We start from the raw sequence: 23,345 nt of genomic DNA, 5'->3' as shown, positions 1-23,345 counted from the left end.
GCCCGGATCAGACGAGGCCGGGAGGCTCCGACTGCTACCACTCGGATCGTGGTAGGAAGACAACTCTTTCTACCCGCTGTTCGGCCCGATGTCGAGGGCGTAGGGTGTCGTGGCATGACGGTCGACGGGACAGTGGAGCGCAAACAGGCGCCCCGGGAACGCATTCTCGACACCGCATACCAGCTGATGTCGCGTCGGGGTGTTCGTGACGTCGGCGTCGAAGAGGTGATCGCCAAGGCGGGCATCGCCAAGGCGACGCTGTACCGTCACTTTCCGTCCAAGACCGATCTCGTCCTGGCGGTGCTCGAGCAGCGGGAGCAAGTGTGGACGCTGGGCCTGGTGGAGGCCGAGGCGCGGCGACGTGGCGCCACCCCCGAGCACCGGCTCCTGGCCGTCTTCGACGTCTTCGACGAGTGGTTCCGCAGTGACGGATTCGACACCTGCACGTTCGTGAACGTGCTGCTGGAGATGGGCGCCGATCACGTACTGGGCGAGGCCAGCATCCGCCATCTGAACAACATCCGCACCGTGATCGCCGACCTGGCCACCGAAGCCGGCCTGCGCGAGCCCGAGGAATTCGCCCGTTCCTGGCACATCCTCATGAAGGGCTCCATCGTCTCCGCGGCAGAAGGCGACCTCGACGCCGCGCGACGCGCACAGGCCATGGCGGCCAACCTGATCGATCAGTACCGCTGAACCTCGGGCCGGCAGCCCCGGTCGATTCAGCGAGCGAAGATCAGCAGCAGAACTCCGGTCACCGCGAGCGACAGCAGGAGCGACAAGCCACAGCCCAGCCGGTTACTGAAGAAAAAGAACATCGGTCCGCCCGTTCGGGATCGGCATGCCGCAGTCGGCATGGAAGACGAATGCCGCCTCAGGTAGATCGAGTCCGGGGAGCATGTGACCGCGAGCGGCTCGGCGAGCCATGCGGTACCCCTTCTGGTTGCAGCTGAAGGCACCTGGCTTCTCAAGTGCGGGAACCCCGGGAACCCGCTTCGGCAGGTGCCCGCCGAACGAGGGACCAAACGCCGCGGCATGCGTATCGGTCGCACACTTCTGGCCGCGGCGGTGCAGGGTCAGGAGAAGGTGCCCGTGAACACGACGCGATTGCCGTCGGGGTCGACCAGGGACAGGATGCGCGACGTTGTCGCGTCCTGCGGCCCGTCGTGCGCGATGCCGACCTCCTTCAGGCGTTCCGCGAGGACGTCGAGGTCGGACTCGTCAAGCACGATCGACGAGTGCCCGGCGCGGTCAGGCTCGTGCCAGACCTGGACGCCGAAGGTATCGGCCAGGTGCCATTCGAGGAGACCTGGCATCGGTCGAGCGTCCGGCGCGCGGCCGAACAGCCGTGTGTACCAGTCCTCGGCGACTGTCAGATCGCTCACCGTGGACTGAGCGAGCACTCGCGTGATCGTCACACCCGTCTCCGTCCGTCGTAGCTCGTGCCAACGATACGCGGGGTGTCCGCCACAACTGCAGGTGTGATGGCTGCTCAGCCGAGCCGTAGCCGAGTGTCGTGATGAAACGGTGACGTCCGACACCTATCCGGGGCTTGTACGGCGCCGAAGTACTGGCATGACCGAGATCGCAGCTCGCCGCGCCGCCGGGGCAATCGGGGGCGTGACCGCCGCAGCAGCCGCCCTTGGCCTCGGCTACTTGACTGCAGATTTGTCCGGGGGGCTGTGGCCGGTCGACGCGGTCGGCGTACAGGTCATCGACCGGACACCCGGACCCATCAAGGACTGGGCCGTTCGGGAACTCGGTACTGCGGATCGTCCGCTGCTGCGTGTGGGGATCTGCGTCACGCTCGGCCTGGCTGCCGCACTGGCCGGGCTGATCGGCAGCAAGCCCGGACCCCGTCCGCGCCGTACGGCGATCGCTGTCACCGCACTGTTAGGGGCCGTCGGCATCTTTTTCGCGACCGTCAGCCGCTCCGCGACGACCAGCCCAGCGATCAGGCTGCTGCCCGCCCTCGTGACGTTTGCCGCCGCGATCGTCGCCATGGACCTCGTCCTTCGTTCCCTCCACCGCCGCAGCGGTACACCGCCGCCGGCCGCGCAGCCCGCCGGATTCGACCGGCGGCGCTTCCTGGTGACCGCGGCTGCCCTGGCCGCCGCGAGTGCCGGCAGCGCGGCGATCTCGACGGTGATATCCACCGGCACCGGAGAGGCTGCCCGGACAAAGTTTCGTGTCCCCCGCCCCAGCGACCCTGCCGGACCATTGCGGGCCGGAGTCAGTGTCGATGTGCCGGGCGTGTCCCGATTCGTCACGCCGAACCCGAAGTTCTACCGGGTCGACACATTGCTCCAGGTTCCGCGGATCGACCCGGACGACTGGGAACTGCGCATCCACGGGATGGTGGACAGGGAGCTTCGGCTGTCGCTCGGCGACCTGGTGAACCGGCGGCTGATCGAGCGGGACATCACCTTGACCTGCGTGTCCAACGAGGTCGGCGGCCCGTACGTCGGCAACGCACGGTGGATCGGCGTCCCGATCGGGGACATCCTCGACGAGGTCGGCGTACGGCCGGGCGCGGACGCCGTGAAGTCGACCAGTATCGACGGCCTCACCATCGGTACCCCGCTCAGCGCGCTCGACGACGGCCGCGACGCCATCTTCGCCATCGCGATGAACGGCGAACCGTTGCCGTTCGACCACGGCTTCCCGGTCCGGATGGTCGTCCCCGGCCTGTACGGCTACGTGTCGGCGACGAAGTGGATCGTCGACTTCGAAGTCACCCGGTTCGAGGACTTCAGCGCGTACTGGACCGACCGCGGCTGGGCTGTGGAGGCCCCGATCAAGACCGCCTCCAGGATCGACGTACCGAAAGGTTTCGCGACCATCAAGGCAGGTCCCGCGGTCGCCGCCGGCGTCGCCTGGGCCCAGCGCCGCGGCGTCGCCAAGGTCGAGGTCCAGGTCGACGACGGGCCATGGCAGGAAGCGACGCTCGCCGCCGAGGACACCATCGACACCTGGCGGCAGTGGTCGTTCCGCTGGATCGCCACCCCTGGCAACCACAAGCTCACCGTCCGGGCCACCGACGGCTCCGGACAGGTGCAGACGACCGATCGCGCCGCACCGCGGCCGAACGGATCGAGCGGCCTCCACAACACGGTGGTGACGGCCGAGTGACCGGCCACCGTGTTGTCGAAGGCCGCAGCAACCGAACGATCCCATCCAAAGGAGCAACCCATCCCATGAACACCCTGAAAAGCGCTGCTGTGGCAGCATCGGCCGTCTCGCTGCTGTTCGTCACGGTTGCCTGCGGCAATAATGACGACAGCGCCGGCTCCGGCTCGTCCTCGCCGTCGACCGGCACCACATCGCAGACCCCGAGCGCGTCGGCTTCGACCCCCGATGCGATGGCGGGCCTGGTCGGCCCGGGATGCGCCGGCTACGCGCAGGCGAACGCCACCGGCGCCGGGTCCATCGACAGTATGGCGGCCGCGCCGCTGGCCACGGCGGCCTCCGGTAACCCGCTGCTCAAGACCCTGGTGGCCGCGGTCTCCGGCAAGCTGAACCCGAAGGTCGACCTGGTCTCCACTCTCAACGGCGGCGAGTTCACCGTCTTCGCCCCGGTCGACACCGCGTTCGCGAAGATCCCTGCCGCCACGCTCAACACCCTCAAGACCGACGACGCGCTGCTCACCAAGATCCTCACCTACCACGTCGTGCCGGGTCAGCTCGATCCGTCCGCGGTGGTCGGCAAGCACCCGACGGTCGAGAAGCAGGAAGTCACCGTCGCCGGCTCCGGCGACAATCTGAAGGTCAACAACGCCAGCGTCATCTGCGGTGGCGTGAAGACCGCGAACGCCACGGTCTACCTGATCGACAGCGTCTTGATGCCGCCGGCGGCCTGACCACATCAGCCGGCACCCACATCGCAGCGGTGGGTGGCAGCGACCGGGCCGCCCACCACGAAGAGCCGACTCAGCCACCTTGCGACACTGGAGCACGTGAAAAGGAGCGGGAGTGAACCGCGACCCGCAGCAGCCGCCGTTCCGCGCGGTGCCACGCCGCATCGGCGGTGACACCGTGGAGACGCTGATGGCGCAGGTTGCCCGCGGTGACAGCGACGCGTTCGCTCGGTTGTACGACCATCTCGCGCCGCGGATCTACGGCCTCGTCCGGCGGGTGTTGCGTGATCCCGCCCAGTCCGAAGAAGTGACCCAGGAGGTCCTCGTCGAGCTCTGGCGCACCGCCACCCGCTACGAACCCGCGCGCGGAACGGTGCTCGCCTGGGTCCTCACCATGGCGCACCGTCGCGCCGTCGACCGCGTCCGCTCCGAACAAGCCGGCGCGACTCGTGAGGAGCGGGCCGCCGCAGCCTCGAGCGTCACCGACTACGACTCGGTCACCGAATCGGTCATCGGCAACCTCGAGGCAGAACAGGTCCGGCACTGTTTGCGCGCGCTCACCGACCTGCAACGTGAGGCCGTGACGACGGCGTACTACGGCGGCTACTCCTACCGGGAAGTCTCCGAACTGCTCGGCGCCAGCCTTTCGACGATCAAAGCCAGGATGCGCGACGGACTGACCCGGCTCCGCGACTGCCTCGGCGTACAGTGAGGTGATCAGCATGCCCACTCCTGACGTCCACGCCCTGACCGGGCCGTACGTCCTCAACGCGCTCCCCGACGACGAACGCGCCGCCTTCGAGGTTCATCTGGCCGACTGCCAAGACTGCACCCGTGAGGTCGCGGAGCTCCAGGCGGTCGCGACTCGCCTCGGCGCGGCCGTCTCCACGCCCCCACCGTCCGGCCTGCGCGACCGTGTCCTCGCCGCTGCAGCCGACACCCGCCAACTGCCCCCACTGGTGCCCGCCCCGCTCCCCCACGACGACATCGACGCCGCGCGGCAGGCCCGCCGGCGCAGAACCGTCAGCAGACGCCTCGTTCTCGGCCTCGCCGCCGCCGGCGTTGCGGCCGCCGTCTCCGCCGGCATTGCCGTCGATCAGTACGGCGAACGGCAACAAGCCGACCGCCAGAACGACGCTCTCGCGACCGTCCTCGCCCAGCCCGACGCCCGCACCCTTCGCGGCAACATCTCCGGCGGCGGACAGGCCATCGTGGTCATGTCGCGTCGTACCGACACCGCCGTCGTCGTCCTGCGCGACCTTCACCGGCTGCCGGCCGACCGCGCCTACCAGCTGTGGTTGATCGACCGCAACCAGGTCGCCCACTCGGTCGGCCTCGCCACTGCCGGCGCAGACGACACCGTCACCACCCTGGCCGGGCAAGAACTGCAGGACAAGATCCTGTTCGGCGTCACCGTCGAACCCGCCGGCGGGTCCTCCGAACCCACCCTGCCTGCCGCGGCGCTCATAGCCATGACCTGATCCGGCGGACGGGACGGCTTTGGCTAGGCTGCGGCCATGGCCGAGATCAAGTCCCCGACCCCGCAGGAAGCCTTCGAGTTGTTGCTCGCCGGTAATGACCGCTTTGTGGCCGGTGCGCCGGAGCATCCGAACCAGGACGCGACGCGCCGGGCCGAGATCGCACCGGCCCAGCGGCCCTTCGCAGTGCTGTTCGGGTGCTCGGACTCCCGGCTGGCCGCGGAGATCATCTTCGATCGTGGCCTGGGTGACCTGTTCGTGGTGCGGACCGCGGGTCACGTGACGGGGCCGGAGGTGGTGGGCAGCATCGAGTACGGCGTGGAAGTCCTGGGCTCCCCGCTGGTCGTGGTCCTCGGCCACGACTCCTGCGGCGCGGTGGCCGCCGCGAGCGCCGCCCTGGAGAACGGGATGGCGCCGGCCGGCTACGTCCGGGACGTTGTCGAGCGGGTCACGCCGAGCGTGCTTGCCGCGCGTGCCGCAGGTCGCGTCGAACCCGACGAGATCCTGGCCGAGCACATCAAGCACACAGTCGACCTGCTCCTGGACCGCTCTCGAGTGCTCGCCGAGCGGGTCGACGCCGGCCAGGCCGCGGTCGTCGGCCTGTGCTACCGGCTCGCCGACGGCAGCGCCCAGGTCGTGGCCGCGCGCGGCCTCGATGTCAGCGCGGCCCCGCGGCGCGGCGGAGACGGTTCGCGATCGCGAGTCCCAGCCCCTGCTCGGGAGGCAGTGACGCGACGATGAGGTCGCACCCGCGCTCGTCGAGTTCGCGGAGAAAGCCGTACAGCTCGCGCGCGTAGGCGTCCATCGAACCGGGGACCGCCACCACGGCATGCGCCTTCACCGGATCGTCGGCCAACGACGGCGGAAGGAACACGCCCACCTTGTGGCCCAGTTCCTGCGCGAGCTCAGCCTCAGCGACGACCTTTTCCGGGTCGACGAGGACGACCCGCGCCCGCGGTGCGTAGTGGGACGGGTGCTGGCCCGGCACCCGAATGCGGCTCGTCGAGGGGACCGTGAGGCGGTAGCCCAACACGCCTTCGAGGTCCTCGCGTGTCACCCCACCGGGCCGCAGTACGCTCGGCTTCTCACCCGTGGCGTCCACGATGGTCGACTCGACGCCAACCTGGCAGGGGCCGCCGTCCAGCACGAAGTCGACGGCGTCACCGAGCTCCGCACGGACGTGCTCGGCCGTTGTGGGACTCACCGAGCCGAAGCGGTTGGCGGACGGAGCCGCGACGCCACCGCCGAAGGCCGAGAGCAGCGCGAGCGCGACCGGGTGGTCGGGCACCCGCACCGCCACCGTCTCCAGCCCACCGGTCGCTTCCAGGGGAACCCGGCGACCGCGCCGCAGGACCAGCGTGAGCGGCCCCGGCCAGAACTGTTCGGCCAACAGGCGCGCCGTCGCTGGTACGTCGTCCACCCAGTCACCCAACTGCTCCGCGCCACCGAGGTGGACGATCAGAGGGTGTGTGGGCGGGCGGCCTTTGGCCTGGAAGACTCTCGCCACGGCGGCCGAGTCTTCGGCGTTGGCACCCAGACCATAGACAGTCTCGGTGGGGAAAGCGACCAGGCCTCCCGCCCGCAGCACACCAGCGGCCTTCGCGATGTCATCGGTTCTCTCGGTCACGTCGCAATCTTCCCACTGCTCACCTCACCGTCCGTGGTCGCGTCCAGCGCAGCTGGACCTACACCGATGGCCCGCGGCGCGCGGATCTGTCAGACGAGGGCGAAGCCGCCGGTCCAGGAGATCTTCTCGCCGACCGCGAGGGTGAGCTGGAGGAAACCGAGCGCCTCGAGTTCACGAGCGCGGCTGAGGGGACCCGCATCGACTGCGCGCAGGCCGCCCGCGGAGACCACACCGGCCAGCAACGCCTTCGCCTCGGCGTCGTCACCGGCGATGGACACTGTGGTCGGAACGTCACCGACGGCAGTCGAGGCCAAGGTGGCGGCGAAGTTGGTGTTGAAGGCCTTGAGAACCCGCGACTGCGGCAGCGCCGCAGCGATCTCGGCGGCCGCCGAACTGTCGGCAGGAACGACGAGGGAGTCGAAGGTCTCGAAGTTCAGCGGGTTGGTGATGTCGACCACGATCTTGCCGGCGAGCTGGTCACCGCGCTCGGCGATGACCTGCGCCACGGCCGGGTACGGCACGGCCAGGACGACGATCTCACCGGTGATCCGCTGATCCTTGTCGGCGGAGCCGAAGAGCTCGACCGTGTTGCCGCCCTTGGAGACGACGCTTGCGATCGCCTGTCCCATGTTTCCGGTGCCGATGATGCTGACGTGTGTCATGACCTCTCCTTGATGAACGCTGAATAGTTGTCGCTACAACTAACACTGTAGCACCGAAAAGTTGTAGCGACAACCAATCGCTGCAAGAATGGTCCTCATGACCGGAGGATGGCTGGACAAGACTCAACTGAGTGCTTGGGTGCGGCTGGCCGCCGTACTCGAACTGCTGCCCGGAGTCCTCGATGCGCAACTTCGGCGGGACGCCGGACTGACGCACTTCGAGTACTACGTCCTCGCCATGCTGTCGGAAGCTCCGGACCACACCCTGCGAATGACCGCCCTGGCGCTCCAGACGAACGCCACCCTCCCCCGGCTGTCGCACGTCGTCAGAAGGCTCGAGGACCGCGGTCTGGTCGAGCGCTTCCCGTGTCCGGAGGATGCCCGCGCCACGAACGCCAGACTGACTCCGGACGGCTGGGACAAGGTGCGGGAGACAGCGCCGGGTCACGTCGCCACCGTCAGACAGCACGTGATCGACGCGTTGACCCCTGAGCAGGTCACCCAGTTGACCGCGATAACCGACTCGATCCTGAGGACCCTGGACCCCGGCGGTTCCATGGCCGCGCTCTACCAGCGCTACGACCCGGATCGATGACGTCGTACGACGCTCCGTCGACCGGTCGGCAGAATCGCGGCACCGGCGGGTCGCCTCACGGTTGTCAGGCTCCGACTTCCTCGGCACGGTGACAGCGGGCACAGCAGGGAGCGTGCGGGACGATTCGCAGGCGCTGAAGGCTGATGGCCGTACCGCACCGCCGGCACGTGCCGTACTGCCCGGTGTCCATCCGCATCAGTGCTGTCTCGATGTCGCCGAGCACCTTCGTTGCGGCAGCGCTGAGCCGGAAGTGAACCTCGATCCGCCCTATGGTGCAGCGATCCCCTGGGCGGGCTGATCTTGACGCGAGGTCGAGCAGTTGGTTCTGACGGAAGGCCCAGTGTTCCTGCAGCCTGATTCTTAGGCCGGCCAACTCGTGGGCAGGTAACGGTCGCGTGTCTGGGCCAACCATCCGTCAGCCGTTCCGCTCGCTGCTGTGTTCCTCCACCGTCGTGGCGGACGCCGGGATGATGACGACCGGGACGGCGGCGTCGTGGGCTACCTGCCGGCTGACGGACCCGAGCAGCAGCCCGGCGAAGCCGCCGCGTCCGCGCGAGCCGACGACGAGCAGGGAGCTGTCCCGTGCGGCGCTGACCAAAGCCGGTGCAGCGGGACCCTCGACGAGCAGTTGTTCGGGCTCGCATGCGAGCTCTGAGAGGTCTGCTGCCGCCAGGCTGTCGGTCAGCGTTTGTCGTGCCGCCTGCGCGAGCGTGGCGGGGTCGGCCAAGAGTGGGGCGTACGGCGACATCAGGGCTGCTGTGGGTTGCTGCCACGTGTGGACGACGACGAGTCGTGCACCGCGCAGCCTGGCCTCGGTCACTGCCCACTGGAGTGCTTGCTGTGCGGTCTGGCTGCCGTCGATGCCGACGACGATCTTCTCCATTCTTTTCTCCTCCGATGATGATCCTTCGCGCTGTCAGGCGGGTGTGGTTTCAGCCGTTCGTGGCCACGGCGCGGGCGCGGCATTCGATGCCGGTCGCCGGCGCGCATGAAAGGGCTTCAGGCCCGTCAGGTGGTGGGTGCGGGTGGCGGCGGCCATGTGTCGGCGGCTGCTTCGCCGCGTACGACGGCCGCGGCGTGGCTGGCGCGGGCGCGGTCGACGAGGTTCATCAGGTCCTGCTCGCTCCGGGCCATCAGCCGGTACTGCGGACCGAGCCGGATGATCTGATCACGCTCGTCCAGCAGGCGCCGGTAGATCCGTTCGCGTTCGGCCGCGTCGGCGGTGTACTCCGAGTCCAGGTAGGCCGCCGCGTGCCGGCGAGCGTTCGCGATCGCGGTCTGTGCCTTGCCTTTGGGGCTGACCAGCGAGGCGACGACAGTCACGACCAGGACACCAAGGATCACGGTCAACGACAGCCCGGTGCTGATCTCGACGACGTCGACCGGTTCGCCGTTGTTCACGAACGGCAGGTTGTTCTCGTGCAGGGCGTGCAGGATCAGCTTGACGCCGATGAAACCCAAGATGGCCGCCAGGCCGTAGGCCAGGTAGATCAGACGGTCCAGCAGACCGTCGATCAGGAAGTACAGCTGGCGCAGGCCGAGGAGCGAGAACGCGATCGCGGTGACCACGAGGTACACGTTCTGGGTCAGGCCGAAGATCGCCGGGATCGAGTCCAGCGCGAACAACAGGTCCGTGCCGGCGATCGCGACCATAACGAGCAGCATCGGCGTCATCGCCCGTTTGCCGTTCTGGATGGTGAACAGTTTGTCGCCGTCGTACCGGTCGGTGGTGTGAATGAGCCGCTTGGCGGCCCGCACCATGATGTTGTCGGCCGTCTCGTCCTCGCCGCCTCGTGGTTTCAGCATGTTGCCGGCGGTGATCAGCAGGATCAGCCCGAAGGCGTAGAACACCCACGAGAACGCGTTGATCGCCGCGGAGCCGAGGAACACCAGCCCGGTGCGCGCGACCAGCGAGAAGGTGATCCCGAACAGCAGCGCCTTCTGCTGGTCCTCGCGGGGAACCCGGAAGCTGGTGAAGATGACCAGGAACACGAACAGGTTGTCGACCGACAGCGCCTTCTCGGTCACGTAGCCGGCGAAGTACTCCGCGCCCAGCTCGGGCCCTCCGAAGATCAGGACGCCGACGCCGAACGCGAGCGCCAGTCCCACGTACACCGATGACCAGACGGCGGCTTCTCGCAACGTCGGGACGTGGGCCTTACGGACATGGAAGAAGAAGTCGAAGACCAGCAGGCCGACGATCCCCAGGACCGTCAGACTCCACACCCACCCCGGCACGTCCATCACAGCGGCTCGTCCTTGGTCCGCTGCACGCCGGGCGCCTTCTTGGCTGAAGCACGTTGCTCCGCCCGGTAGGCCAACCCGATGCCTCCGAAGCAGATCAGGGGCGTGGCCACCCCGATCACGGCCAGCAGTGCCATGTCGATCACGTCGAACGTCGCCGTACTCATCGCTTCCTCCTCATCTGCGCCAAGACGCCTCGATTTATCGCTACAGTCTCTGTAGCGTAATTACGTGCGGATCTATTCCCAGCTGGAGCGCCTGCGTCAGCGCGGGGGTTGCGGTGGTGTCACTGCGGGAGTCAGGAACTCGAGGGCGCGGTCGGTCCATCCCTTGCGTGGGCTGCCGAATCTGAGGACCTCGGCGAGGTAGGCGCCGACCAATAGGCCGAGCACCGTGTCGGGATCGACGTTCGCGTGGAGTCTGCCCGTCTTGATGTCCAGGTTCATCAGGTCGGCGAGGGCGCTCAACCGGGTGGCCAGTCGGGCGCGTACGGCGGTGGCGAACGCGGGATCGCTGTTGGCGATGATGGCGGCGGTGGCACCGGGGCCGAGCCGGTTCTCCAGGATGTCGCCGATCCTGTCGAGAACCCATCGCAGCTTCTCGCGGACCGGCAGATCCGGCGCCGGGGGCGCCGGATCGATGAGGCGCTCGAGGATCGTGCTCATCAGCTGGTCCCGGCTGCGATAGCGGCGGTAGATCGTCGTACGGGCCACGCCGGATCGGGCCGCGACCGAATCGATGTTCACCGCCGCCGGACCCTTCTCGCGCAGCAGCTCGAGCGCCGACTGAATGATGCGCTGGTCGGTCGACTCGAGCCGCGGCCGGCCGCGACCGGTGGTGCTGTGGGACATGGGGTCAGTCTGCCCGGGAATAGATCGCCATCCATTTACGCTACAGCATGCGTAGCGAAAAGTCTCGGAGCGGCGACGCCCGAGGTCAGGCAGCTGGTCCCTTCTCGAGGGGAGGGCCGGACCGAAACGGATCGTAGGAGGACATCATGGTCAGCAGTTCGACTCAGCATCGCGGCTCCATCGGGAGCGTGGCAGAGCGCGGCATCCCCGACGAGGTGGACGTGGCAATCGTCGGCTCAGGCGGGGCCGGGCTGATGGCGGCACTGACCGCCGCGAAGGAGGGTGCGCGCGTCCTTGTCACGGAGTCCCGGGAGATCGTCGGTGGCGCCACCGGGATCTCTGCGGGTGCAGCTTGGATCCCCAACCACGGCTTCTCGACCAGGGCTCTGAAGGTGAGCGACGACCTGGACCAGGCCCGGCGCTACATCTACGGCGAAGGTCGGGACAAGATTCTCGACCACGACCTGGTCGAGCAGTTCCTGCACACCGGGCCTCGTGTCGCCCGGTTCATCGAAGAGCACACTTCCTTCGGGTGGATCCCGACGATCTGGCCGGACTACCGTTCCGACATCGACGGCGCGTCGGTCGGCCGTGCGCTCTTTCCCGGCCCGTACTCCCCCGAGGGATTGGGCGAGGCCGCCAAGTACGTGCGGCCGGCCCTGACGACCGGCATGGCCAAGAATCCGCTGCCGTTCTGGTTGCTGGGTGGGATCGGCATCGATGACGTCTGGCTCGCCGGCCCGGCATTGGTCGGGGCGTTGCTCGAGGCCGGCCTGCGCAACGGCGTCGACGTACGCGTCGAGGCGCCCGCGGTCCGGCTCGTCACGGACGAGTCGGGAGTGCAAGGCGTCGTCGTCCGGGCTGATGGCGTCGACCACACCGTGCGTGCCACGAAGGGAGTCCTGCTGGCCAGCGGCGGATTCGAGAGCTCGGCGGAAGTCACCACCACCTTTCTCGGCGCACCCTTCGGCGTGCAGGTTTCGCCCGAGGGCCATAACGGCATCGCGGTGCAGTTGGCCAAGGAGGTAGGCGCTGATCTGACCGGCATGGAGGACGCTTGGTGGATGCCCGGGGTGCAATTGCCCGGTGAGCAACTCGAGGGGCGCCCCCTCAGTCGGGTCTTCCTCGGTGAGCGTGCGCTACCGCACAGCATCATCGTGAACAGCAAGGGTGAGCGCTTCGCGAACGAGGCCCTCCCGTACGACCAACTCGGCAAGATCATGCGAGAGGTCGACCCGGAGACCGGCACCATGCCGAATGCCACGGCCTGGCTGATCTTCGACCACGACTACTGGACGAAGTTCGGGATCTTCGGCATCCCACCGGGCGGAGAGGTGCCCGACTATCTCCACCGCGCCGACACCCTGTCCGAACTGGCGGCCAAGATCGGAGTCGATGAGGCGGGGCTGCTGCGCACCGTCGACCGGTTCAACCCCGAGGCCGCACGCGCTCGCGACCCGCAGTTCAACCGCGGTGACACGGTGTTCGACCGTTACTTCGGCGCCTTCTATCCCCGGCTGGGCAAGTACTCACCCGACGCACGGTTCCCCGCTGCCACCGCGAAGGTCCGGATGGGCATCGCCGCGGCAATCGGACCGGTTGTGAGCAAGCTCGCGGGACGGGTGGCGAGGAAGGACGATCCCGAACGCGTGCGTTCCATCGTGGTCGGACCCCTTGCGAAGATCATCCGGCCCGTGCTGAAGAGCCCGAAGTCGAGCGTGCTGGGGCCGGTCGACACCGCGCCGTACTACGCGCTCGAGGTCGAGGCCAGCGCGCTCGGCACCGTGGGTGGTCCGAGGACCGACTCACTCGGGCGCGCGCTGAACACCCAGGGCAAGGTCATTCCGGGCCTGTACGCCGCCGGCAACGCAGGAGGTGCACCCACGAAGGGGTTCTACGGAGGTGCCGGAGGGACGATCTCGCTGGGGCTGGTGTTCGGCTACCTGGCGGGACGGGAGGCAGCGCGGCGGCAGGATGTCGCTTGAGCCCCCGTTGGTCACGCCGACCGTCGAGACGGTCGGCGTCACCCCGGCAGTAGAACGCGGACCTGGTTTCTGATCTCCTGGACGATGTCGTCCACGGGGTTGGCGATGTTGATTGTCGCCGCCATGCTGACGAACATGATCGCGGAGACGATGTGCGCGAGCGTTGCCGCGTCGCCGGCGCTGATGCGCTCGTCTCGACGTAGTACGTCGGCGATCGCCTTTTCGGTCTGCACGGTCAGCATGAGCGCGTCGCGGTGGTGGGGCTCCTCGGGGTCGCCGAAGACGATTTCCCGCAGGTAGGTCCGCCCGTTGTCGACTTGTTTGCGGTTGCATTCCACGACCGGGCGGACGATCGCCATCACGGCGTCGAGCACGTCGGGGACGCTCTCGGCCGCCGACCTGCCGTGTGTGAGCGCATCGGCGTAGGCGGAGTTCTGCACGAGCAGGAGAAGTTCGCCCTTGGTCTTGGCGTAGAGGAACAGCGTGCCCGCACCGATGTCGGCCTTGTCGGCGATCTCCTGGGTGGTGACCTCGTCGACGCCGCGCTCGGCGAAGAGCTCACGGGCGGCGGCAGTGATGCGGTCGAGCTTCTGTTGCTTGTTCCGCTCACGCCGTCCGACTGGTCGGGAGTCGAGTGGCATGGGTGCCGTCCTTCTTGCTCTGTGGGCTCCTGATGTGCAGGCTTGAATGTGCCGGCGTTCATTCTTCCATGGCGACGAGAGGGCCCTCGTGTCGCGGAGCCACGAAGAGAGCACCAGCGCCGACCCCACCTCCGCGGCGGAGCTTCCTGGTCAGGACGTGCGATTCCAAGTTGTCAGCGGGCGAGGAACTCCACCGCGACGGGGGCGAACTTCTCGTGGAACTGGAAGATGCCGCCGTGGCCGGAGTCGGGGTAGATGATCAGCTCACTGTGCTTGAGGCGTCGGTGCAGGTCCTCGGAGAGGATCGAGGGCACCATGCGGTCGTTGTCGCCGTTGGCGATCAAGGTGGGCTGGGTGATCATCGACAGGTCGTCGGGGGCGGAGCGGCCCCACTTCTTGATCGCCCTCAGCTGCGCCCGGAACGCCTTGACCCCGATCGGTGCGTCGCGGTCGGCGGTGCGCTCCTCGAGCCGGTCGACGAACGCGCGCGCGGCGGGCTTGCCGGTGGCGTTCCGGTTGAAGAACAGGAACTCCTTGGGGTCGGACCGGGTCAGGGTGGCGCGCAGTATGTCCCAATACGTGGTACGGGCGACCTTGTCGATGTCCTTGCCGCCCTTCGGCCCGGTGCCGGTGAGGACGAGCTCGGGGTGCTTCACCACGAGGGCCTGCGCGACCATGCCACCGAGGGAGAAGGTGAACACGTCGATCTTGTCGAACCCGAGCGCCGTGATGAACGTGTAGGCGTCGTCGGCCATCGCCTCGATACTGTCCGGCACCTGGCCGGTGGACGCCCCGACACCGCGCTGATCGAAGGCGATGACGTGACGGCCCTTCGCGATGGGATCGACGATGCGGGGGTCCCAGTTGTCGAGGTTCGCGGCGAGGTGGACGAAGAACACGACGGGGATCCCGCTCTTCGGTCCCAGCTCGCGGTATGCGTAGGTGACGCCGTCGGCGTGGACGGTGCGGGCGGGCGCGTCCTTGTAGGCGGTGATGACTTCGTCCTGTGCGTCTGTGTTCGCGCTCATGATGTTCTCCTGGTTTCTGGTGCGTGCGTGACGAGATGTGTTGTCAGATGCTGATGACGGTCTTGCCGCGAATGCCGCCCTTTTCCAGCGACTGCACTGCCTGCACGGTCTGGTCGAAGTCGAAGACACGTCCGACGACGGGGCGCAGCGCGCCGCTGTCGACGAGTCCAGCGATCTGGCGAAGCTGGTCACCGCTGGCGCGCATGAAGAGGAACTCGTACGTCACGCCGAGGCGCCGGGCCTGGCGTCGGATGCCGCTGCTGAGGGCGGCCATCACCAGCCGGAGCACCGGGTTCACGCCGAGCTCGCGGGCGAACGCCGCGTCGGGCGGCCCGGCGATCCCGATCGCCTTGCCGCCGGGGCGCAGTACGCGGAGCGACTTCTCGAGGTTCTTCCCGCCGAGGCTGTCCAGCGCCAGGTCGTACCCGTCGAGGAGCTGTTCGAAGTCCTGCCTGCGGTAGTCGATGACGTAGTCCGCCCCGAGCTCGCGCACGAAGTCGACGTTGCCGGTGCTGACCGTGGTGGCGACCGTGGCGCCGAGATACTTGGCGAGCTGGATTGCGATCGTTCCCACTCCGCCGGCGCCGGCGTGGATGAGGACCCGTTGCCCCGGCTGCAGGTTGCCCCGCTCGACGAGTGCCTGCCATGCGGTCAAGGCCACCAGCGGTAGCGATGCCGCTTCCTCGAGGCTGACCGATGCCGGCTTCAGCGCGAGGTCTGCCTCGGCGACCGCGATGCGCTCCGCGAACGTTCCGATGCGGTCCTTGTCGGGCCGGGCATACACCTCGTCGCCGGGCTGGAATCCCTGCACCTTCGCGCCGACGCCGATCACCGTTCCGGCGACGTCGTTGCCGAGGATCTGCGGCAGCTTGTACGGGAGGATCTGCTTGAACTCGCCCGACCGGATCTTCTCGTCGAGCATATTGAGCCCGGCAGCCTGAACCTGTACGAGCACGTCATGCTCTCCGACCACGGGCTCGGGGACATCCGCTTGCCGTAACGGCCCCTTGTATCGAGTGATGACGAACGCTCGCATGGAGTTCCTTCTCGTTCTGACGACTCGGACCAGCTGATCTGAGTTGACTCAAGAATGAGTGCACTCAGTCAATGTGTCAAGGCAGGCCGCCAGAGGAGGCCGTCACTCGGCAGCAAGTTCGGCGCATTCCCGCGTGCGCGGAGTAGTTCATTGGTGGATCGTCTTTTACGAGATGATCCCGCGCTAGGATCAAGTGGTGGCGCAGACACCTCTACGGACCGTTCCGGATCTGACCGGCCTGCTCAAGCACGCCGGGCACGTGCTCGAGACCCAGCTGACCGCGGCACTGGCCGAGGTCGGGATGACGCCGCGGATGCAATGCGTGCTGGGCTATGCGCTCGAGGAGGAGCGCACCCAGGTCCAGTTGGCCGAGCTCGCCTACCTCGACAAGACCACGATGGTCGGCACCGTCGACGCCTTGGAGAAGGCTGGCTATGCCGAGAGGAAACCGTCCGCGACCGACCGGCGGGCGCGGATCGTGGCCGTCACGGAGGCCGGCGCCAAAGCGGCCGAGGAGGGCCAGCGGATCGTCGACAAGGTGCACGCCGATGCGCTCGCCGCGCTCGCCGCCTCACAGCGCGGCCCGTTCGTCGACGCACTCGTCGAGCTCGTCGGCCACCACCTCGCCACTCCGGTCGAAGCCCAGCCGGTACGCCGCCCTCGGCAACGCGCAAGTTGATCCAGAAAAAGATCGTCTGCTACGGAACTATCTGTTAAGGTCCTTCTTGTCCTGCTCGACGTGCATCGACAAGGAGACGACCAGTGGCCTCGACCTTCACGGATCCCGCTCAGGGGAACAACCCGGACGACCCGGCCCCGGGGACGGAACGACAAGCCGCGAAGGCATCCCGCCGGCGAGCGCAGGTGCTCGCTGTGCTCTGCGCGATGCAGCTGATGATCATTCTCGACGGGACCGTCGTCACCGTTGCGCTGCCGACGATCCAGGCCGATCTCGGCTTCTCCCAGGCCGGCCTGGCCTGGGTGATGAACAGCTACCTGATCGCCTTCGCCGGGCTGCTCCTGCTGGCCGGACGGCTCGGTGACCTGATCGGGAGCAAGCGGGTCTTCGTCGCCGGGCTGGGCCTCTTCACCCTCGCCTCGCTGATCTGCGGAGTCGCCACCAGCGCCGAGGTACTGATCGCCGGCCGGTTCCTGCAGGGCGTCGGCGGCGCGCTCGCGTCGGCAGTCATCCTCGGTCTGATCGTCGGGCTCTACCCGGAGCCGGGAGAGCAGGCGCGGGCGATGGGCGTGTACGGCTTCACCTCGGCCGGCGGAGCGTCGATCGGGCTCATCCTCGGCGGCGTGATCACGCAGACCATCGGTTGGCACTGGTCGTTTCTGATCAACCTTCCGATCGGCGTGGTCGCTCTGCTGCTCGCCGTCAAGCTGGTCGCGCCGGTGCGAGGCATCGGTCTCGGCAAGGGCGCGGACCTGATCGGCGCCGTCCTGGTCACGACCGGCCTCTCGCTGGGCGTCTACACGATCGTCCAGACAGCGGAGCCGACGGCCGAGCTACCCCGAACCCTCGTCCTGACCGGCATGACCCTGGCCCTGCTCGGCGGCTTCGTCCTGCGCCAAGCCCTCGCCGCCCAGCCGCTGGTCTCACTGCACATCTTCCGTCGCCGTCAGGTGAGCGTGACCAACCTCGTCGCGGTCCTGCTCTTCGCGGGCGGGTTCGGGTTCCAGTTCACCACCGCGCTCTACCTCCAGCGCGTGCTCGGCTTCGACTCGCTGCAGACCGGCGTCGCCTTTCTTCCGGCACCGCTGATCGGTGCGGTGATGTCGTTGTTCATCGGGCCGCGGCTGATGGTGCGGTTCGGTCCGCGGGTCATCCTCACTGCCGGTCTGCTCACCTTGATGGGCGCGCTGCTGGTCATGAGTCAGGCGCCAACCGGCGGTTCATACCTCCTGAACGTGGCGCCGGCGCTGCTTATGATCGGCGCCGGTACCGGCGTGGGCATCCCGGCCGCGATCATGTTGGCGATGTCCGGCGCCGACGCGGCCGACGCGGGACTGGCCTCAGGTCTCAACAACACCGCCCAGCAAGCCGGCGCTGCTCTCGGTACCGCCGTACTGGCGACCATCGCGGCCTCGCAGACCGCGACCCGGCTCGGCGAGGGGATCGCCGAGGTCGCCGCACTCCGAGACGGCTACAGCGCCGCCTTCCTGGCCGCAGCCGCCTTCGTCCTCACTGCCGTGATCCTCACCATCGGTGCTCTGCGGGTCAGGGGTTGAACAACTTCCAGTTTCCTTCGGAGACCACCTCGACGGTGCCGTCGATCACTTTGATGGCGGTCTCGTCGTCTATCGCGTACGTCGGGACCGGGATCCCGGACGCCCAGCTCTCTATGTTGGCCAGGGAAGTGTCCGGCATGTCCGGGCGATCGAGGTGCGGATACAGCGTGAAATCCACCAGTCCTAGCGCTCTGTCGGCTCCCAGCACCATATCGCTGCCCGCGGGCACGTACTCCAGGTCGAACTCCGCGTCGCAGTTGTAGGGGGTCACGACGATGCTCCCGGCGCTCACGCCGACGTAGACCGACTCGCTCAGTGACGGCAAGAGGTCTGCCAGGCCCGACTGACGCATCCAGTGGCACAGATACAGCACATCCCCACCCCAGACGAGGAGGGCGTCAGCGTCCCGGACCATGGGGACCCAGTTCTCTTCCCGGATGGTCGGCAGCGCCGTGAGTTCCAGCACTCCCAAGGACTTCCAACCCAGTTCGCACAAGGGGCTCTGAGCCCTTCCGGTGATCGCCTGCCAGGTCATGCCGGCACCGCCGGGAAAGGGGTAGATAGCGGTCGGAACGAAGAGGGCGCTGGACTCGGCGATCGGCTTGCCCAGCAGGTCGACGAGTGCGTCGGAGATGCTCGGGTTACTGATGCCTGAGGACGTGAGAAGAAGTTTCATGAAGACCTTCTCTTCCAGGACCGCGTATGACGGCGACTGCGTTTGTCGTCGACGGCTTTCTCGTGTTGATCATGCCGCAGGGTCGGTCGCGGTGTGGAGCCGCAGACCACGCCGGAAGCCAATCAGTCCGGCGCTCACCGTGGTCACCTGAGGGCCTGCCAGGTGGCGGGCAGGGGTTGTTGGCCGGGGCCGGGCTTTGTCCAGTCGCAGACGCCCGATGGGAAGATGTCCGACAGCCGGCGGCGCTCGGCCGGGCTGAAGCTGACCGAGTAATCGCTCCAGGTGATGGCCTTGCGGTGGCAGGTCACAACGTCGTCGGTCAGCGGAGCGCCGGCTACCAGTCGTGGGGTGGAGTAGACCGGGTACAGCCGCCCGCACTCGCCGGCGTTGTCCGCAGTGATTGGTTGAATGATCTTGCGAGGCACGGCGTCGCGGCTCCAGCAGGCATCGGTGAGCTCAGCCGGCTTGTTCCGTACCACCTTCTGGCGCAGGGGCAGCGAGGAGTCGTCGCTCACGAGCGCAGTCAGCCAGTTGTCCATGCTCGTCAGGGCGTACTGCAGCGTCGGGCTGGTCAGGCTGAACCCGCCGAACCGGTTGTCCTCCACGAGGAAGACCTGGTTGTCCGCGTCGCCGTTCGCCGCCTCGAGCCGGGCCCGGGTGGCGTGACCGTGCGTCGACATGTGGATGTCGCCGTTCGCGCCGTCCTCGGAGTACGCGCGGTAGTCGATGATCGGCGTACCGGCGAGGCCGGCCCCGCCGAAGAGGATCCGGCCGGTGCGGTAGGCGGCGTTCCGCGCGATCGGGTCCGCTGCGGTACGCCGCGGTACCGGCTTGGCGTCAAGGTCGAGGCCTCCGATGCCCTCGTTGAGATCGAGGAACTGCTCTGGGGTGATGGCACCCGAGTTCAGTGCGGACAACCCGTACTGCACGCCGGTGTTGTCCAGCGGACGCCGGGCGAACCCCGTGACCGGATCACGTCCGTAAACGTTGGCCGTGTGGTCGTAGACGTCCGCGCGCGCTCCACCGGGGTTGGTCTGCGGGTGATAGCGCAGTTCCGCGGGCAGGTCGGTGGGAAACTCGGCGATGGGGTCCAGCCGTTTCGCTCCCTCGCTGAGATTGGGGATGCTCTCCCATCGCAGGAAGCCGGCGACCTGGCGCTGCTGCTCCTGGCTGAACGTCCCCGGCGCGACCTCGGTGAAGTAGTGCTCGAGCAGCCGGCTGTCGAACAGCGTGAAGTTCGTCGCGGAGGTGACGTCCGGGAAGCTCTGGCCGACCACGATGCCGTCGAGCAACCCCGGGTAGTTGTCCGCGATCTGGTGACCCTGGTACGAACCTCCCGAAGATCCCCAGCCGATCGTGAACAACGGAACGCCGTACCGCTCGACGAAGTGCTCCTTGACCATCATCATCGTCTCGGCCGCGAGCAGGTCGTTGCAGTTGTTGCCGAAGACGTTCAGCGACGCCGACGCGACCGCGTAGCCGCGACCGAGCAGCTCGGGGTCGAGGACGCCGCCGGTGTTCGCGCCCTGGGTGTACCAGCCGCGCCGGCAGCCGCCGCCGAAGGTGTAGACGAGCCGTTCGTTCCAGCCGGGGCCGTGCCGGTGGAACGTGGGTTCGTCCGTCGCCGGGTCGTGCAGCATGGAGATCTGGTAGATCGCCCGGTTGAGCGTGCCGGTCTCGATCCGGATCAGGAACGGTACGGTCTCACCGGTGATGGTCGTCGTCCGGGCGAGATCGTCGGGTCTGACCGCCGGATCCGGCAGTGGCTTCGTCGTGCCGGCGGTCGATCGGTACGCGTACTCGACGCGGGTGGCCGCCGAGCAGTCGGCGTCGAGCGGAGCGCCGAGCGTGCCGCCGCCGACCAGGCGGAACCGCCGGGTGGTGCAGACGTACGGCGTCTCGTGGGGGCCACTGATCACCGGCCCGGTGGCCGGATGGTTCGTCAGGACCAGTTGGTCGCGCAGTGTGCCGGCGGTCGCGACGAGTTGGTTGTGTCCGGGGCGGAGCCGGTCGACCAGGCCGGTGAGGGCGTGCGCCTTCGGGTCGGGCCGGAAGGAGCTGGTGACATCCGCGCCGTTGAGCGTGAGCCGCAGGTCATCCAACGGCTGGTCGCGCGGCAACGACGCGGTGACGAGCACGTCGTCCGCCGTGACGAATTCCGGCCGGGCCGACACCGCCGCCAGTCGCAGGCCGTCGTCGCCGGCCGCCGACGCCGGTGTGGCCTGGGGTACGACGAGGGCCGACGCGGTGACGGCCAGCACGGTCAAGGCCGGGGCGAGGATCGATCGTGGTGGGCTGTGCGTCAGGACAGGGCGCATTGCGGTCCTCACTCTCAACTGACGGCGGTCAACGCAGCAGCCGGACGGCGTCGGCGACGACCACTCCGTCTGCGTCGTTGCTCAGCTCGATGGTGGTCAGCCCTTCCGCGAGACGGTATCTGCCGAGCGATACCCAGGAGCCGCCGCGTGGCTCCGGTACTCCGGCGACTCGCTGGTCGACGCGCACCACACTCGTTCCGCCGGTGTGCGTGATCGTGTACGGCGCATTGCTCGCCCGGTTCTCGTGCGCGGTATGAGAAACCTGTACTTCGTACTCGCCGTCGCGGGGCACCACCAGGCGCCACTGGACGGCCCGCTCGCCGGCACCGGCCGGCGCCGAGCGGTAGTTGCCGCCTCGGTACCCGGGGACGCCGGTCCCTGCCGACCAGGCGGCGCCTCGGATCGTTCCGTAGCCGAGCTCGTCGTTGTCCACGACCACCTCGTCACGGACATCGGCGGGCCACGGCGCGTTGACAAGGCTCAGCGAGTCGAGCGAGACCAGCGAGCCGCCGCCTCGCCCCGGGCCGGAAGCGGCGAACCTGATCTTGCATTCCCCTGGCTCGAGTTCCACCGCTCCGAGGTGTGCGACGTCGTAGCCGTCCGCCCGGTCCGCGGTGGTGTCCAGCACCGCGGTGCGTGGGCGTTTTCCGTTGATCGTGACCGTGACCAGGCCGCCGTCGGCTGACCGGAAGTACCTCAGCAACAGTTGGTACGACGCCGATCGCCGGACGTCCACGGTGTACTCGACGTAGGCGCCGGTCTGGTTCGGTGTGAAGACGACGCGGCTGCCGTGACGGGCTACCGGATCGGCGACGTCCGCCAAGGTCCCGTCGTGCGCGCGGGCACCGGTGGCGAGGTCGACGATCCGCTCATCGAGGCGCGGCCCCGCCTGCAGGCTGTCCCGGCCCGAGGTGAGCCACTCCAACGAGAACCGGCAGATCGCCACCCGGCGCGGGAAGCTGGGGTTGTCGCCGTCGCAGCCGTACACGAGCAGGATCGTGCCGTCCGAGAGTCGTCCGAGTTCCGAGTAATAGGACCGGCCCTCGTTGATGACCCGGCTGTACCGGAACGAGTGTGCCTCGTCGTAGCTGACCGAGACCGTCATGTTGGTCCGCACGGGCGAGTCGGGCCTGCTGAACAGCACCCGATCCACTTCGGGCCGGCCGGGTCGATCGGATGCCCCCGGGCCGCCGGAGTACCGCAGCATGCTCGCGTCCACGGCGTTGAACGTGCCCGTCGATCCGTCCAGGCGCGGCGGCGACCAGGTCAGCCCGCGGTCGGTGCTGACGGCAACGATCCGCTGCCGGTTGCCGCCTGCCGCGGCTCGTCCGTTGACCAGCACCGTGCCGTCGGACCGCTGAACCAGCCTGGCCTCGTTGATCGGGTAGGCGACGGAGACCGGCACCTCGGCCGTGGCCTGCCAGTTCGCGCCGTGGTCGTCGCTGTAGATCGACGCCACGCCGTAGAACCGCTGATCGACGGTGTTGCCGATGATCACTCGCCGGTGCGAGCAGTTGAGCAGCAGCCGTCCGGTGTCGAGCTGGATGCCGTGACCCGGCCCGGGTCCGTGCAGTGCCCAGTCGTAGGGGAAGTGGTCGAACAGGCCGGACATGGCCCGCGGTGCGGTCCACGTACGGCCGCCGTCGGCGCTCGAGATCATGTAGAGGTCACCGATGTCGCCGGAGCAGGTGGTGTTCTCCGGCAGCCGGATGGACAGCATGTAGAACAGGAAGATCCCGCCCGTGGTCCGGTCGACGACGAAGGCCGGGTTCCCCCACGACTGGCCCTCGACCGACGCGACCAACGTCTGCGTCGGCTCCCAGGTGTCCCCGCCGTCCTCGCTGCGACGGAGCACCAGGTCGCGTGGGCCGGCGTCGCACACCTCGTGCCGGCCCTCGGTGGCGACGAGGATGGTGTCGTCCGGCAGGACGGTCAGGCCGTGGACGTGGTAGCTGTTCAGCGGGTCGACGGTGTTGTCCCACAAGGTGGTTTCGTCGAAGGTACGAGTCGAGCGCGCGGCGGTCGCGTTCGCGGGCAAGCCGCCGGCGGTGTCCAGCGCGGCAGCGGCTGTCACGGCGGCGACGCCGAGGCCGAAGGTTCTGCGACGGATAC

At 68.0% G+C, this 23,345-nt stretch carries 24 protein-coding genes; 10 read left to right on the top strand and 14 right to left on the bottom strand.

The features are described from left to right. The first annotated feature begins 114 nt into the window (after positions 1–114). Positions 115–696 (top strand): TetR/AcrR family transcriptional regulator, encoded by a 582-nt coding sequence (locus ACYVOK_RS18460; RefSeq protein WP_460663681.1) that lies wholly within the window; start codon positions 115–117, stop codon positions 694–696. Positions 697–1,076: 380 nt separating this feature from the next. On the opposite strand, the gene ACYVOK_RS18455 is transcribed toward ACYVOK_RS18460, so the two are convergent. Then, a complete protein-coding gene (locus tag ACYVOK_RS18455) occupies positions 1,077–1,418 on the bottom strand; it encodes a VOC family protein (protein ID WP_460663680.1) in 342 nt (113 codons plus the stop codon). Between the two features lie 157 nt (positions 1,419–1,575). Here ACYVOK_RS18455 and ACYVOK_RS18450 point away from each other — a divergent pair, with 157 nt between their 5' ends. The 5 genes from ACYVOK_RS18450 to ACYVOK_RS18430 all read left to right on the top strand — a co-directional run bounded on the left by ACYVOK_RS18450 (position 1,576) and on the right by ACYVOK_RS18430 (position 6,076). Continuing rightward, positions 1,576–3,132 carry a molybdopterin-dependent oxidoreductase gene (locus tag ACYVOK_RS18450; protein ID WP_460663679.1) on the top strand — a complete coding sequence of 519 codons (1,557 nt, stop codon included), beginning with the start codon at positions 1,576–1,578 and terminating at the stop codon, positions 3,130–3,132. A 65-nt stretch (positions 3,133–3,197) separates the two neighbouring features. Further along, entirely contained in the window at positions 3,198–3,860 is a 663-nt protein-coding gene (locus tag ACYVOK_RS18445; RefSeq protein WP_460663678.1) for a fasciclin domain-containing protein, read from the top strand. 112 nt (positions 3,861–3,972) lie between these two features. Further along, complete coding sequence (sigK, locus tag ACYVOK_RS18440) at positions 3,973–4,569, top strand: ECF RNA polymerase sigma factor SigK (RefSeq protein ID WP_460663677.1); 597 nt, start codon at positions 3,973–3,975, stop codon at positions 4,567–4,569. A 10-nt stretch (positions 4,570–4,579) separates the two neighbouring features. Beyond that, a complete protein-coding gene (locus tag ACYVOK_RS18435; RefSeq protein WP_460663676.1) occupies positions 4,580–5,338 on the top strand; it encodes an anti-sigma factor in 759 nt (252 codons plus the stop codon). Between the two features lie 36 nt (positions 5,339–5,374). Beyond that, on the top strand, positions 5,375–6,076 hold the full coding sequence (locus tag ACYVOK_RS18430; protein ID WP_460663675.1) for a carbonic anhydrase: 702 nt from the start codon (positions 5,375–5,377) through the stop codon (positions 6,074–6,076). On the opposite strand, the gene ACYVOK_RS18425 is transcribed toward ACYVOK_RS18430, so the two are convergent. Then, positions 5,994–6,962: an L-threonylcarbamoyladenylate synthase gene (locus ACYVOK_RS18425; protein WP_460663674.1), complete on the bottom strand. Its 969-nt coding sequence runs from the start codon at positions 6,960–6,962 to the stop codon at positions 5,994–5,996. The two genes, ACYVOK_RS18430 and ACYVOK_RS18425, sit on opposite strands and share 83 nt — an antisense overlap. Positions 6,963–7,051: 89 nt before the next feature. After that, the gene (locus tag ACYVOK_RS18420) at positions 7,052–7,624 is read right to left on the bottom strand and encodes an NADPH-dependent F420 reductase (RefSeq protein ID WP_460663673.1); all 573 of its coding nucleotides are present in this window, start codon (positions 7,622–7,624) and stop codon (positions 7,052–7,054) included. Positions 7,625–7,721: 97 nt separating this feature from the next. Between ACYVOK_RS18420 and ACYVOK_RS18415 the strand changes: the two genes are divergently transcribed. Then, positions 7,722–8,219, top strand: a complete 498-nt coding sequence (locus tag ACYVOK_RS18415) for a MarR family winged helix-turn-helix transcriptional regulator (protein WP_460663672.1) — start codon at positions 7,722–7,724, stop codon at positions 8,217–8,219. A gap of 64 nt (positions 8,220–8,283) precedes the next feature. Here the strand turns inward: ACYVOK_RS18415 and ACYVOK_RS18410 are convergent, their stop codons facing one another. The 5 genes from ACYVOK_RS18410 to ACYVOK_RS18390 all read right to left on the bottom strand — a co-directional run bounded on the left by ACYVOK_RS18410 (position 8,284) and on the right by ACYVOK_RS18390 (position 11,314). Then, positions 8,284–8,409: a TraR/DksA family transcriptional regulator gene (locus ACYVOK_RS18410; protein WP_460663715.1), complete on the bottom strand. Its 126-nt coding sequence runs from the start codon at positions 8,407–8,409 to the stop codon at positions 8,284–8,286. Between the two features lie 225 nt (positions 8,410–8,634). Then, positions 8,635–9,102, bottom strand: a complete 468-nt coding sequence (locus ACYVOK_RS18405) for a universal stress protein (RefSeq protein WP_460663671.1) — start codon at positions 9,100–9,102, stop codon at positions 8,635–8,637. A 125-nt stretch (positions 9,103–9,227) separates the two neighbouring features. Next, positions 9,228–10,463 (bottom strand): TerC family protein, encoded by a 1,236-nt coding sequence (locus tag ACYVOK_RS18400; protein WP_460663670.1) that lies wholly within the window; start codon positions 10,461–10,463, stop codon positions 9,228–9,230. After that, a complete protein-coding gene (locus ACYVOK_RS18395; RefSeq protein ID WP_460663669.1) occupies positions 10,463–10,630 on the bottom strand; it encodes a hypothetical protein in 168 nt (55 codons plus the stop codon). The genes ACYVOK_RS18400 and ACYVOK_RS18395 overlap by 1 nt, the downstream gene beginning before the upstream one ends. 96 nt (positions 10,631–10,726) lie before the next feature. Further along, positions 10,727–11,314: a TetR/AcrR family transcriptional regulator gene (locus ACYVOK_RS18390; protein WP_460663668.1), complete on the bottom strand. Its 588-nt coding sequence runs from the start codon at positions 11,312–11,314 to the stop codon at positions 10,727–10,729. Between the two features lie 146 nt (positions 11,315–11,460). On the opposite strand from ACYVOK_RS18390, the gene ACYVOK_RS18385 reads away from it, so the two are divergent. Beyond that, on the top strand, positions 11,461–13,299 hold the full coding sequence (locus ACYVOK_RS18385) for an FAD-dependent oxidoreductase (protein ID WP_460663667.1): 1,839 nt from the start codon (positions 11,461–11,463) through the stop codon (positions 13,297–13,299). Between the two features lie 38 nt (positions 13,300–13,337). Here ACYVOK_RS18385 and ACYVOK_RS18380 read toward each other — a convergent pair whose 3' ends face one another. From ACYVOK_RS18380 to ACYVOK_RS18370, 3 genes are all read right to left on the bottom strand, one after another. Beyond that, positions 13,338–13,940, bottom strand: coding sequence for a TetR/AcrR family transcriptional regulator (locus tag ACYVOK_RS18380; protein WP_460663666.1), 603 nt, complete (start codon positions 13,938–13,940; stop codon positions 13,338–13,340). A gap of 173 nt (positions 13,941–14,113) precedes the next feature. After that, positions 14,114–14,968: an alpha/beta fold hydrolase gene (locus ACYVOK_RS18375; protein WP_460663665.1), complete on the bottom strand. Its 855-nt coding sequence runs from the start codon at positions 14,966–14,968 to the stop codon at positions 14,114–14,116. Between the two features lie 43 nt (positions 14,969–15,011). Then, positions 15,012–15,923 (bottom strand): NADP-dependent oxidoreductase, encoded by a 912-nt coding sequence (locus tag ACYVOK_RS18370; RefSeq protein WP_460663664.1) that lies wholly within the window; start codon positions 15,921–15,923, stop codon positions 15,012–15,014. Between the two features lie 277 nt (positions 15,924–16,200). Between ACYVOK_RS18370 and ACYVOK_RS18365 the strand changes: the two genes are divergently transcribed. Both ACYVOK_RS18365 and ACYVOK_RS18360 read left to right on the top strand, forming a co-directional pair. Then, positions 16,201–16,683: a MarR family winged helix-turn-helix transcriptional regulator gene (locus ACYVOK_RS18365; protein WP_460663663.1), complete on the top strand. Its 483-nt coding sequence runs from the start codon at positions 16,201–16,203 to the stop codon at positions 16,681–16,683. A gap of 83 nt (positions 16,684–16,766) precedes the next feature. Beyond that, positions 16,767–18,239: an MFS transporter gene (locus tag ACYVOK_RS18360; RefSeq protein ID WP_460663662.1), complete on the top strand. Its 1,473-nt coding sequence runs from the start codon at positions 16,767–16,769 to the stop codon at positions 18,237–18,239. Here the strand turns inward: ACYVOK_RS18360 and ACYVOK_RS18355 are convergent. The 3 genes from ACYVOK_RS18355 to ACYVOK_RS18345 all read right to left on the bottom strand — a co-directional run bounded on the left by ACYVOK_RS18355 (position 18,229) and on the right by ACYVOK_RS18345 (position 23,307). After that, positions 18,229–18,915 carry a Type 1 glutamine amidotransferase-like domain-containing protein gene (locus ACYVOK_RS18355; RefSeq protein ID WP_460663661.1) on the bottom strand — a complete coding sequence of 229 codons (687 nt, stop codon included), beginning with the start codon at positions 18,913–18,915 and terminating at the stop codon, positions 18,229–18,231. The two genes, ACYVOK_RS18360 and ACYVOK_RS18355, sit on opposite strands and share 11 nt — an antisense overlap. A 143-nt stretch (positions 18,916–19,058) precedes the next feature. Continuing rightward, positions 19,059–21,233: a DUF6351 family protein gene (locus tag ACYVOK_RS18350; RefSeq protein ID WP_460663660.1), complete on the bottom strand. Its 2,175-nt coding sequence runs from the start codon at positions 21,231–21,233 to the stop codon at positions 19,059–19,061. A 28-nt stretch (positions 21,234–21,261) separates the two neighbouring features. Further along, on the bottom strand, positions 21,262–23,307 hold the full coding sequence (locus tag ACYVOK_RS18345; protein ID WP_460663659.1) for a golvesin C-terminal-like domain-containing protein: 2,046 nt from the start codon (positions 23,305–23,307) through the stop codon (positions 21,262–21,264). Positions 23,308–23,345: the final 38 nt, after the last annotated feature.

The organism is Kribbella swartbergensis, assembly GCF_054784135.1.
This window is presented reverse-complemented; position numbering and strand designations above follow the sequence as displayed.

Coding starts and splice junctions, on each gene's coding strand:
- ACYVOK_RS18395 (WP_460663669.1), bottom strand. CDS start 10,630: ATGAGTACGGCGACGTTCGACGTGATCGACATGGCACTGCTGGCCGTG.
- ACYVOK_RS18355 (WP_460663661.1), bottom strand. CDS start 18,915: ATGAAACTTCTTCTCACGTCCTCAGGCATCAGTAACCCGAGCATCTCC.
- ACYVOK_RS18400 (WP_460663670.1), bottom strand. CDS start 10,463: ATGGACGTGCCGGGGTGGGTGTGGAGTCTGACGGTCCTGGGGATCGTC.
- ACYVOK_RS18350 (WP_460663660.1), bottom strand. CDS start 21,233: ATGCGCCCTGTCCTGACGCACAGCCCACCACGATCGATCCTCGCCCCG.
- ACYVOK_RS18450 (WP_460663679.1), top strand. CDS start 1,576: ATGACCGAGATCGCAGCTCGCCGCGCCGCCGGGGCAATCGGGGGCGTG.
- ACYVOK_RS18410 (WP_460663715.1), bottom strand. CDS start 8,409: ATGGACACCGGGCAGTACGGCACGTGCCGGCGGTGCGGTACGGCCATC.
- ACYVOK_RS18405 (WP_460663671.1), bottom strand. CDS start 9,102: ATGGAGAAGATCGTCGTCGGCATCGACGGCAGCCAGACCGCACAGCAA.
- ACYVOK_RS18390 (WP_460663668.1), bottom strand. CDS start 11,314: ATGTCCCACAGCACCACCGGTCGCGGCCGGCCGCGGCTCGAGTCGACC.
- ACYVOK_RS18415 (WP_460663672.1), top strand. CDS start 7,722: ATGACCGGAGGATGGCTGGACAAGACTCAACTGAGTGCTTGGGTGCGG.
- ACYVOK_RS18445 (WP_460663678.1), top strand. CDS start 3,198: ATGAACACCCTGAAAAGCGCTGCTGTGGCAGCATCGGCCGTCTCGCTG.
- ACYVOK_RS18380 (WP_460663666.1), bottom strand. CDS start 13,940: ATGCCACTCGACTCCCGACCAGTCGGACGGCGTGAGCGGAACAAGCAA.
- ACYVOK_RS18435 (WP_460663676.1), top strand. CDS start 4,580: ATGCCCACTCCTGACGTCCACGCCCTGACCGGGCCGTACGTCCTCAAC.
- ACYVOK_RS18420 (WP_460663673.1), bottom strand. CDS start 7,624: ATGACACACGTCAGCATCATCGGCACCGGAAACATGGGACAGGCGATC.
- ACYVOK_RS18375 (WP_460663665.1), bottom strand. CDS start 14,968: ATGAGCGCGAACACAGACGCACAGGACGAAGTCATCACCGCCTACAAG.
- ACYVOK_RS18460 (WP_460663681.1), top strand. CDS start 115: ATGACGGTCGACGGGACAGTGGAGCGCAAACAGGCGCCCCGGGAACGC.
- ACYVOK_RS18430 (WP_460663675.1), top strand. CDS start 5,375: ATGGCCGAGATCAAGTCCCCGACCCCGCAGGAAGCCTTCGAGTTGTTG.
- ACYVOK_RS18385 (WP_460663667.1), top strand. CDS start 11,461: ATGGTCAGCAGTTCGACTCAGCATCGCGGCTCCATCGGGAGCGTGGCA.